The sequence below is a fragment of the Calothrix sp. CBUCES-K 9914 genome, from assembly GCF_059640475.1.
In genome coordinates, this window is the sequence record NZ_JBXXZH010000293.1 from 1 (window position 1) to 10,211 (window position 10,211).

A 10,211-nucleotide genomic window follows, 5' to 3' on the forward strand; every position below is an offset into this window, starting at 1 on the left:
GATAATTCGGCTTTAACTGCCAGGGTAATTCTATTATAAAAGTTTCTCTACATAAGTAACGGGGTGCGAACGCCGCCAGTCGGACGCACCTAACTTGCACATTCCAAAATCCTATATATAGCAAGGGTTTCAGAAAAATGTGCTAGTTTTATATTTTACTGGAGTGCTTGCGGCGCCAGTCAGAGGCTCATATCTTGCACCTGGAAATTTGAATGTCAATTCCTTGACTAAGTGCGAGTTCTCGCAGGCGTTCAATATGTTGTAAAAGAAGTAACATCACCAAATGTGGAAATATAGTAAGGAGCTGCAATCCACGCGCGGACACCACAACCAAATGCAACCCTCGCTTTCCGTGGTACATACAGATTAAATTTTCAAGCGCCTTAGAGTTATATACGTAAAGCTGTTGCATTAGTTGAGGCGATGGAATTAGGAGTTAAATAAAGACTACGAGCTACTACCACCAAACCCCAGAGACATTTATATACATCGCTATGATTAGGATTATGGTGAGGCGATTGGCATAAAATTTTACGCAACCAAACTTTTCAAACATCCTCTAAAGCTTTACAACATTTGCTTAATTTATCGCTTCAAGACTTATACTTTAATATTTCTGATAACCTAACAAAACCTAATTTTGGTTATTCTCAGGGGTTAGGGAAAATAGTTGCAATTTGGCTTTTTGACTTCCAAATGTGTTGGTATTGCCCAATACATTTAACTGTTAGCTATAAAATTTTGAGCTAATACTTTCGATACCTTGCGTTTAAAACCATAGATAGGGAAGCAGATAATTGCCAGTAGTTACTATCAAAACAACAAAGCTGGCAAGTGTACTTTTTTGACTAGTCTTGGCAGGAGAAAGAAGCAACTTTGAATACACGTTAACCCGCCTTTAATATTCTTATGAAGACGCAAACTCAACCTGTCGAATTAGATTTTTTAGCTGCTCTAAAAAATAATATCTGGCTCTTTGGCACTGCCTCTTGGCTCTTTGGTATTACTGATAGAACTATCGCCTCCTTTACAGATGGTTATTTGTCAGCCATTGATTTAATGCAATTGTTTACCGCCTCCTTTTTCTTTGTCAGTTGGCTATATTTCAAACCGGGGAAATAAAGTGATGACATGTCCAAAATTTAGTCCTAACCAACTAGTGCAATTTATCGGCGGAGAGGGAGTCGTTGTTAAATTCAACTTTGACTCCGGAGTCTGGACTTACACGGTGGCAATGGAAATGCAACCTGAAGAACCGTCTTTTGGTAGAGTCGGCGCCGAAACGATGCTTTTACTGCCCGAAAGCGAGTTAAAGACAGTCTTGATTTAACAGAAGCGGGGGGCAAGCGCGGTCAGGCTCAAATGATGTAATAGGCGCCGCTGTAGTCGTAAAATTTGGCACCGTTTATTTTAATGGTATGACCGTAGCCTTGCCAATTTCCTTTATTATGTATGGATGTCAAGTTGGGGTTGAAGAATTTCTTGAATCAGCGCACGGTAGTTTATAGCTGATTCATTCTCGCGCTTGTTTTGGTAAAACATCGTTTAGGGTGATGTGGAAGGATTTGCAGTTTACCGCTGCATAATATTTTTGAATGTCAGTGTGTTTAGCTTTGCTTCCTTTGATTCACCATTTTCCATCAGGGTAATCAAAGAAACAACACCCTTCTCGGGAAAGTAGATATACTCAATGGGTTCATTGGGTACGTACAGTATTTGCTTATACTCTAAAGAGACTGGCTCAAAATAAGGTAGTAAGCGTTCGTATTCTTCTTTGGGTAAGGCAGTAAGAAGTCGATTTTTTGATTCATCGGAGTTTTCATATAGAACCATAAAAGCCATTTTGAGCTATTTTTATGTTTATTACATAGCTGATGCCACTGGTACTTGCTTCTAACTAAAGAGGAATTATATTATGAATAATTTTTGTAAGGGCGCAATACATTAGTTCTTGTTATGACAAAATATTAGTGATGGCAGTATGTGTTTTAAATGACTGTTTATTATACAAAACGCGAATTTTGTTTTCATATATACATACTTTCTTAATCAGGAATCATTCTTGCGATTACTACTTATTAAAACTTTAGACAGGGCATTGTTATATTTAGGGAAATTACTATCGAGATATCAAACAAATGTTGAGAAAATTTAGGAGTATTAACAATGCAATCTAAGACTACTTCCGAAAACTTTCCTATTGCTGCCTACAATGGTATAGACCGTAATGCTTTTCTTCCTGGCTGGACTCCTCAAGCTGAACTTTGGAACGGACGCTTTGCAATGATTGGCTTTCTTGCTTACCTGCTTTGGGATTTAGGTGGTTACAGTGTAGTTCGTGATGTGCTTCAGCTGGTTCGCTAAACTTTTTAACTACATAGATGTGAGAGTGTAAGAGATAGGGCATTTGACCCTATCTCAAACGAATTGAGGCGCCAATTACAGTAAGCTATATCAGTTTAGAATACATGCAATACATGCAAGAAATCCAAGACTTGTTTTTACTCAGATTCTCGGAACCGCCTTAGTAGAATTTTCTAAAATACGTCTTAGCGAATCACCTAATCAATTTAAAATTAACTGAACATCTACTGCCATAATAAAAAATCATAAAATTCGGCTGCTGGCTTTAATACCCGTTTCTCCTAATACAATTAGTAACCAACTCGAAGTTCGCTCCTCACAGATAAATTATTATTCCTAATATAATAATTGCTATTCCTAATGCAATAAAATTTATGACAGTAGAAATAGAAAAATTACGTCCAGTTTGAGCAGATAAACCTAATGTCACAGCAATAGCTAAGGGTCCTGCTAACAACGTGATGATTGATATAGATAGATGATTTTACTGGTACTGAGCTTCCGTCTAAAGACAAAGAAATTGTAAATAATTTGTGTATACAAGCTTACACGAGCCTTGTATCTCAAAGCTTCAATACTTATTAATAGATAGTGAATCTGGACTATGGCATTTAGCTAATGTTGACGCCTATTCATAGCAGAAGCTTTTAAATAATTGAAATTTACAAGCAAAAATTTGTTTTTTCACCGAGTAGTCAGTCGAATTATTAGACACTGCTTTAAGATGATACGTAATAAGCAAGTAAATTTTGAACTCTAGGCGCCTTTCTTAAAGTATTATTTCTCCGGTTTCAAGTATAACCAGCTAAAAAAAAAGGAAGCCGTAAATAATTGCGTTAAATCTATTGCCGATAAATAGTTATCTGAGAATGAAGCGATAGTTCTATCTGTGATGCCAAAAAGCCAGGAAGCAGTTCCAAATAGCCATATACTATTTTTTAATACAGTTAAAAAATCAGAGGGTGAAGCTTGTTTATTCATAAATATTTTAAACAAGGTAACTTTATCTAAAATGTTTTTTAATAGTTAATATTATTAAAAAACATTAATTAAAAAGTGAGAGTCGATTTCTAAGCGGTTTTAAAACCATAACTTTCCACAGTTAAAGACAAACCGACTTCTCACTTAGAAGGAGTAGGTGATAATTTGATAGTAATTATTTATGAAAATTGAGTTGCCTGTCTATGGTTTTAAACAATGATTATCTAAAGTATGATGCTCTTAGTGATATGGAAATATTTAAATGTATATCTCAACACAAGTAAGATGAATATAAAGTAAATAATCACCCTGATTATTAAATTTATATTCATCTTATTTACCGAGCTACTGAGAACTAACTAACTTAACACCAATCTCATTCTTTAGTTAGAGGTTAGGTTTAGTTGAAAGCTTTAAGGTTCAGGTATTGATTTGTAGCAGTTAATTTTTTTAGTAGTCTAGAAGGCTGATACAAAGGGTAAATTTTTTCAAGAGAGTGGGTTAGGAGCCGGGAAAACAAAGCCAAGCCAAGCTACGCGCTCGTGCAGCGAAGCAGGTTAGCTTTTTGTAGTGCCTAACGACTTTGCTGCAGGACTCTTGGTTCAATATGAATTCTCTATCTCTAACCCATCTTGCAGTGTCGCCGAACACTATGGTTTGTCCTAGGTCTAGTTATATACATTCTGAGGAGATCATAATGCGAATCGCTCAAGTTTCTCCCTTATGGGAACAAGTACCGCCTCCTGCTTATGGAGGAGTTGAATTGGTGGTTAGTCTCCTGACTGAAGAACTCATTCGTCGTGGTCATGAAGTGACTCTGTTTGCATCGGGTGATTCGAGTAGTTTTGCCAAGATAGAATCTGTTCACTTACAGGCATTGAGGTTAGACCTTACCGTTAGGGAACCAAGCGTTTACGAAACACTGCAGCTAATGCGAGTGTACGAACAGGCACATAAGTTTGATGTCATTCACTCTCACGTTGGCTACCCTGCCCTACCCTACGCCAGATTGGTGAAGACACCGACCATTCATACACTGCATGGCATCTTGACGCAAGATAATGAAAAGGTGTTCAAGTATGCTCGCTCTCAGCCGTTTGTCAGCATTTCCAACGCGCAACGAGAACCAAGAGTGGGACTCAATTACGTTGCCACTGTCTACAACGGCATTGATCCAATGACTTACAAGTTTTACCCGCAGGCAGAGCCGTCTCCCTATCTTGCATTTCTGGGTCGAATCTCACCTGAGAAGGGGGTGCATTTAGCGATCGAAATTGCTAAACGTTCGGGCTGGCACTTAAAGATAGCAGGTAAAGTCGATATAGTTGATGTGGATTATTTCAAGCAACAGATCAAACCTCACATTGATGGAACGCAGATTGAATACTTGGGAGAAGCTAACCATGCTGAAAAGAGCCTCCTGATGGGAGGAGCAGTTGCGACTCTATTCCCGATTACCTGGCCTGAACCCTTTGGACTGGTGATGATTGAGTCGATGGTAACAGGTACACCTGTGATTGCTATGAATTTGGGTTCTACCTCTGAAGTGATTGTTCACGGTAAGACTGGATTCTTGTGTCGCTCAGTCAAAGACTGTCTCTCTGCTATTGATAGGGTGCTTGAGCTAAACCGCTACGCCTGCAAAGAGCATGTGCTGAGAAACTTCACGATTAAGCAGATGACAGATGGCTACGAAGGTGTCTACAGCAAGCTTGCTAGTCGTACAACCCAAGACCTTAGTATGATGTACCCCGAAACCTGGACATAGGAATAAGATTCACTTAAATTGATTCCACTCAAGTCAATATTAATAAAAATATCCTCCATTGGGTTCAGAATTTTGTATTTGTACTGCTGTTGAATCGTTGATATGTTCTTGCTTTTGAACTTGAGTTTCCATGATTCTGCTCCTTTTTAGTTCTGGTAATTCTTTGTGTAAAGAGTGCTGTTACTTCAAAGGCTCAGTTTATCAATTAAGCATTAATTCTCTGTCGTCAACACTATTGGGACATTTTTAGACTAGCTTTCCATCAATCAATTGTATGATGTGTCGTCTCTCTCTAAAGTTAGAGAACTACTTTAATACCTAGGAAATAGATAGTATAGAACATTGCTGAGTACAACAATTATTTACTGAATTTTGAAATTTTTAATTTCTCTCATCTAATTTGTCAGTATAAGACTACTATTAAAATAACTTTTATAGCTTACATTTTTGCTAAAAAGTAGTCACAACTTTTTGCTATAAACTAGCCACAATGAATACAATAAAATTTTACAAAATCGAGTCATCAGTATGTTTGCATTAGGGTTTAGTACAGCCTTACATTGATAGTTAAGCATACAAAAAATAAAGGTTTTACGAATCAAAATATAAGTAACTCATCCTTTAGGAAGATGATTATAAATTATTATATTTTTGCTCTTGCAATTGAAGTACAAGACTGCCAACTGGTAGCGACATTGATTAGTTTATTTTATTAAATAAATCCGAAGATTTGGCGACTTAGATATTGGCGAAAACTTACCAGATCAACGATGCCTATGGAAAATTCAACGAGTCAGTTGGGTAATTATTGAAATAATTTTGCTGGCAGCTTTATTAGGTGCTTTTGGGTCAGGGTGGCTAAAGTAATTTCATTATTTTATTAAAACTCATAATGGAGGATAATATGTTTCACATATTTGACAGTATATTGCAAGGTGCATTCACTGCTTTGAAACTAGCTCAAATTCCGGTGGGTGAGGTATTAACACCAGAAGAAGCATCGCTGGTTTTTTCAGGTCCTAAATTTTTCGTGGCATTGTTTGCTGGTATATTGATGGCATTTGCTTTTCAATTACTACTAACAAATTTCTCAGTAGCTGTAGGTATTTCAGCTTTAGGAACAGGTTCAGGCTCAGATTCTGATGAAAACTCAGGTAATGGTAGTACAATTCGTAAAGTTGAGACGACTGTAGGTTTATGGGCACTTGTCACAGCAAGTATTGCTTTATTTGCTGCTAGTTTTTTAGCGGTAAAACTAAGTTTGATTGAAAACTCGCTTTTAGGTGCCACTATTGGTGTAGTCATTTGGTCTGCGTATTTTACGCTGATTATGTGGTTAGGTTCAAATGTAGTAGGTTCTTTGATTGGTTATTTTGTTAATACTGCAAAAGGCGGTATGCAAGGTATAATAGGCACTGCTACAGCTGCAATTGGCGCCAATACAGCAAAACGGCAGGTAGTTTCTACGGCAGAAGAAATTACAGCAGCAGTTCGACGCGAGTTAACTTCAGGGTTTGATGCCGATAGTATTAAAAATACACTATCTAGTTCTTTAAGCTCTTTACAATTACCTTCACTCGACGTTAAAGAAATTCGCAATCAATTTGATAAACTACTTAAAGATGCTGATTTAGGTTCTATTGCCGATAGCGACTTGCTTAAAAATATTAATCGTCAAACGTTTGTTGATTTAATTAGTAATCGCACAGATTTTTCTAAACAAGATATTAATCGCATCGCTGACCAACTTGAAGGTGCCTGGAAGCAAGTTTTTAATCAGCAGCAAGATCCCACAGACCAAGTAATTAAATTAATTTCTTCTGCAACTCCCGAAGATTTAAATTCTGAACAACTCGGTCAACGTCTCCAAGAATTAGTTACAGCAGGGGGTGGTAAACAAGGTAATGGTTTGCTACAGCAAGCAGTTACAGTTGGTGTAGGTAGCGCTTTACCAGCAGTTCTTAAAAAAGTAGACTTTTCTAATATTGATGTAGATAAAGTTACAACTCAGTTACAGCAGGTCATTGGAAAAGCTCAAAATGTAGATGTTGGCAAAATTACCTCACAACTGCAAAAGCTCAAAGACCAAGCCACTCAACAAGCAACTCAACTTGGCAGCACTGTAGCTCAAAAATTACCCACATCACCCAATAACACAATTAAAGCAGATGTCGAAGAATACGTTCTTGATTCTTTGCCTTGGCACTTCAACCGCATTACTATTAAAGATGAATTCCAAGAAGTCATCTACGACCCAAACGCAAACCCCGCAACCGTTCGGCACCAGTTAGAAAACCTGGACAAAGAATACTTCGCAAACTTACTAAAACAGCAAGGTGATCTGAGTGAAGCAAGGGTTAAAGAAATTGCACAAGAAATGGAAAGTATCCGCGCGTCTGTTTATGAAACCGTGCAACAAGCAGCAGCAAGAGAAAAATCCCAAAACCTTCGTAGTAAAATTGAAGAATATCTACGTTCAACTGAAAAATCAGAACTAAATCCCTTCAGTATTGAGAGAGATTTAACGAAACTACTGGAAGACCCAGAAGTTGGGGTTGATGAATTGAGCGCGCGTTTCAAAGAATTTGACCGTGATACCTTGGTGAAGTTACTTGCTGCACGTCAAGACATTAACCAAGAAGAAGCCAATAATATAATTAGCCAACTCGAACGTACCCGTGATAATGTTTTAAACAAAACATGCGAACTTCAAGAGCAAGCTAAACAAAAAGCTGCACAATTACGGCAAAGTGTCGAAGATTATCTTCGCAATACAAATCTAGAAGAACTTAACCCTGAAAGCATTGAGCGTGATTTTGGAAAATTAATCTCTGACCCTACTGCTGGAATATTTGCTTTACGTGGAAGATTATCACAGTTTGACCGTGAGACTTTAGTAAAATTACTGAGTCAACGCCAAGATTTGAGCGAAGAACAAGTCAACAAAACCATTGATAATCTATTGTCGGTACGTGATAGAGTTTTGCAAGCTCCTCAACAAGTAGCAGGTAAAGCCAAAGAACAATATGAAAAAGCCACTAATATTGTTGCCGAGTATCTTCGTAGTACCAACTTAGAGGAACTCAACCCAGAAGGTATTCAAAAAGACTTGCAAAAATTGTTATCTGACCCTAAAGCTGGCGCCAGTGCATTAGGTGATAGACTATCTCAAGTTGATAGAGAAACCCTAGTTGAACTATTGTCTCAAGCAGGATTGAGTTCTGAGCAAGTCAATCGTACCATTGACACTGTAACTGAAGCCATTAATAATATTGTCAAAGCACCACGACGCTTGGCAAACCGTGCAACTGGAAACGCCTTTGAGTTTGAACAAAGTCTGGAAAAATACCTGCGTAACACCAATAAAGAAGAACTTAACCCCGAAGGTATGAAGCGCGATTTACAATTATTACTATCTTCACCGCGCGCAGGTGTATCATCTTTGTGTGAGCGCGCTTCTAAAATTAACCGTTCAACAATTGTAGCTTTATTGTCGCAACGTGAAGATATTTCAGAAGAAGAAGCTAATCGAATTGTAGGGCAAATCGAATCGATACGCGACTCGGTTGTAGAACAACTCCAACAAATTCAGCAAAGGGTACAGTCAGTAATTGATGGAGCTTTTGGTAAAGTTCGTGAATATCTTAACTCACTCGACCGTGCCGAACTTAATTATGAAGGAATACAGCAAGACTTTGCCAAATTGTTTGACGACCCGCAAGCAGGATTTGAAGCATTGCGTGGGCGCCTACTTCAGTTTGACCGTGATACCTTAGTTGCTGTTCTCAGTTCGCGCTCTGACATTTCCTCTTCACAAGCTAACAAAATTATTGACCAAATTGAAGGCGCGAGAGATAAAGTATTGCATCAAGCTGAACGTATTCAACAGGAAACACAAAAACGTCTCAACACGGTTAAAGAACAAGCGCAAAAACAAGCAGTTGAAACGAAAAAAGCTGTGGCAGGCGCCGCTTGGTGGGTATTTAATACAGCAATAGTATCTCTAGTAGCTTCTGCAATAGCTGGAGCAATAGCAGTAAGAGCAACTAGCTATTTTGTTTAAAGTTTTTAAAGTCCCTCATGTTAAGCCTCTTTGATTAGAGGCTTTTTTTAAACATAATGTAGATATTATCGCTTTGTATATCTAACTATTGATTTTTTATTAAATATGACTTATTGCTCCTAGAATTGTAAACTACTATTGTATGAATCAATACACTTATTATTTACATTTTTTTAATAGCTAAATTTAAGATTTAAGGTAATAAAATCGAGCGTAATCAGGCATTGGTGATACATATTTTCTGGGAGAATGAAGCGTTGGCACCAATTGCAAAAGAAAGGGTCTGGGCTTTCTCTTACTTGTCTATCCCGACTTTTCATGTAATAAGCAATTATCTTGGAGTACTGTAAAATCTTGTGAAGTTAGTGAAATTATGAAATTTTCAAGATTAACAAAAACAAGCCAACGCTTATTATTTTTATCATGAGTAGAGAAACTTTCTTGACCACAGATAACTCCTTCGAGTCCAGCTACATAAGGTGGGTAAAGGATTAAAACTTTATCTTCTACTTTGATTATATTTGAATTATACAACATTGTTCTTAACATAGATCAACCGATTCAAATACAGAATAATCGTCAAATCTGGCTTGCCAATATTAGAACTTTAACAAAAAGCATTAAGACAGACTTAAGCTACTCTTTGAGCCAAAATAGTAATTATATACTGAAAAATTAAATAAACAGAAGAGACAGGATTATTTGGCACCAGAATTCTTAGTACGTTGTATGAAAAAAGCCTATGTGCCAAAACTAGACGTTTTCATATGTTTTAATAACCATATTCAACTTTAAGTAATTTAATTTTATGCAACATACTCCAAAAGAAAGAGATAATGTTAAATAAAATTGTGATATTAACAACAATAAAGTAGTTGCTTATTTGTTTTTTCTCTAATGAGCAAGACTTAGTTATTTCAAAAGCCTTTGTGTAGATTTATAAAATTAACAAATTTATAACTGTATTACATGGTACAATACCTTCGCCAGATTTATGAGTCATAACGTAGTATAAACGCTTGTAAAATTAAGGTT

At 37.1% G+C, this 10,211-nt stretch carries 8 protein-coding genes and 1 pseudogene; 6 read left to right on the forward strand and 3 right to left on the reverse strand.

Features of this window, described 5'->3' with window-relative positions; genetic code table 11:
- Positions 1 to 436: 436 nt before the first annotated feature.
- The 3 genes and pseudogenes from AC2JBO_RS38380 to AC2JBO_RS38390 form a co-directional block, all read left to right on the forward strand.
- Positions 437 to 527, forward strand: a pseudogene (locus tag AC2JBO_RS38380) (IS5/IS1182 family transposase); the annotation flags it as partial.
- 382 nt (positions 528 to 909) lie between these two features.
- Entirely contained in the window at positions 910 to 1,122 is a 213-nt protein-coding gene (locus AC2JBO_RS38385; protein ID WP_496958887.1) for a hypothetical protein, read from the forward strand.
- 4 nt (positions 1,123 to 1,126) lie between these two features.
- Entirely contained in the window at positions 1,127 to 1,330 is a 204-nt protein-coding gene (locus tag AC2JBO_RS38390) for a hypothetical protein (protein ID WP_496958888.1), read from the forward strand.
- Between the two features lie 242 nt (positions 1,331 to 1,572).
- Here the strand turns inward: AC2JBO_RS38390 and AC2JBO_RS38395 are convergent, their stop codons facing one another.
- Positions 1,573 to 1,833, reverse strand: a complete 261-nt coding sequence (locus tag AC2JBO_RS38395) for a hypothetical protein (protein WP_496958889.1) — start codon at positions 1,831 to 1,833, stop codon at positions 1,573 to 1,575.
- 333 nt (positions 1,834 to 2,166) lie between these two features.
- Here AC2JBO_RS38395 and AC2JBO_RS38400 point away from each other — a divergent pair, with 333 nt between their 5' ends.
- Positions 2,167 to 2,364 carry a high light inducible protein gene (locus AC2JBO_RS38400; protein ID WP_496958890.1) on the forward strand — a complete coding sequence of 66 codons (198 nt, stop codon included), beginning with the start codon at positions 2,167 to 2,169 and terminating at the stop codon, positions 2,362 to 2,364.
- A gap of 777 nt (positions 2,365 to 3,141) precedes the next feature.
- On the opposite strand, the gene AC2JBO_RS38405 is transcribed toward AC2JBO_RS38400, so the two are convergent.
- Positions 3,142 to 3,345 (reverse strand): hypothetical protein, encoded by a 204-nt coding sequence (locus tag AC2JBO_RS38405; protein WP_496958891.1) that lies wholly within the window; start codon positions 3,343 to 3,345, stop codon positions 3,142 to 3,144.
- Positions 3,346 to 4,042: 697 nt separating this feature from the next.
- On the opposite strand from AC2JBO_RS38405, the gene AC2JBO_RS38410 reads away from it, so the two are divergent.
- The gene (locus AC2JBO_RS38410) at positions 4,043 to 5,113 is read left to right on the forward strand and encodes a glycosyltransferase family 4 protein (protein WP_496958892.1); all 1,071 of its coding nucleotides are present in this window, start codon (positions 4,043 to 4,045) and stop codon (positions 5,111 to 5,113) included.
- A 904-nt stretch (positions 5,114 to 6,017) separates the two neighbouring features.
- Positions 6,018 to 9,176: an MFS transporter gene (locus AC2JBO_RS38415; RefSeq protein ID WP_496958893.1), complete on the forward strand. Its 3,159-nt coding sequence runs from the start codon at positions 6,018 to 6,020 to the stop codon at positions 9,174 to 9,176.
- Positions 9,177 to 9,479: 303 nt separating this feature from the next.
- Here AC2JBO_RS38415 and AC2JBO_RS38420 read toward each other — a convergent pair whose 3' ends face one another.
- Positions 9,480 to 9,713, reverse strand: a complete 234-nt coding sequence (locus AC2JBO_RS38420; RefSeq protein WP_496958894.1) for a hypothetical protein — start codon at positions 9,711 to 9,713, stop codon at positions 9,480 to 9,482.
- Positions 9,714 to 10,211 lie beyond the last annotated feature (498 nt).

What these genes read in the sequence shown, in the direction of transcription:
- AC2JBO_RS38385 (WP_496958887.1), top strand. Translation starts at nt 910, where the DNA reads ATGAAGACGCAAACTCAACCTGTCGAATTAGATTTTTTAGCTGCTCTA.
- AC2JBO_RS38390 (WP_496958888.1), top strand. Translation starts at nt 1,127, where the DNA reads ATGACATGTCCAAAATTTAGTCCTAACCAACTAGTGCAATTTATCGGC.
- AC2JBO_RS38395 (WP_496958889.1), bottom strand. Translation starts at nt 1,833, where the DNA reads ATGGTTCTATATGAAAACTCCGATGAATCAAAAAATCGACTTCTTACT.
- AC2JBO_RS38400 (WP_496958890.1), top strand. Translation starts at nt 2,167, where the DNA reads ATGCAATCTAAGACTACTTCCGAAAACTTTCCTATTGCTGCCTACAAT.
- AC2JBO_RS38405 (WP_496958891.1), bottom strand. Translation starts at nt 3,345, where the DNA reads ATGAATAAACAAGCTTCACCCTCTGATTTTTTAACTGTATTAAAAAAT.
- AC2JBO_RS38410 (WP_496958892.1), top strand. Translation starts at nt 4,043, where the DNA reads ATGCGAATCGCTCAAGTTTCTCCCTTATGGGAACAAGTACCGCCTCCT.
- AC2JBO_RS38415 (WP_496958893.1), top strand. Translation starts at nt 6,018, where the DNA reads ATGTTTCACATATTTGACAGTATATTGCAAGGTGCATTCACTGCTTTG.
- AC2JBO_RS38420 (WP_496958894.1), bottom strand. Translation starts at nt 9,713, where the DNA reads ATGTTGTATAATTCAAATATAATCAAAGTAGAAGATAAAGTTTTAATC.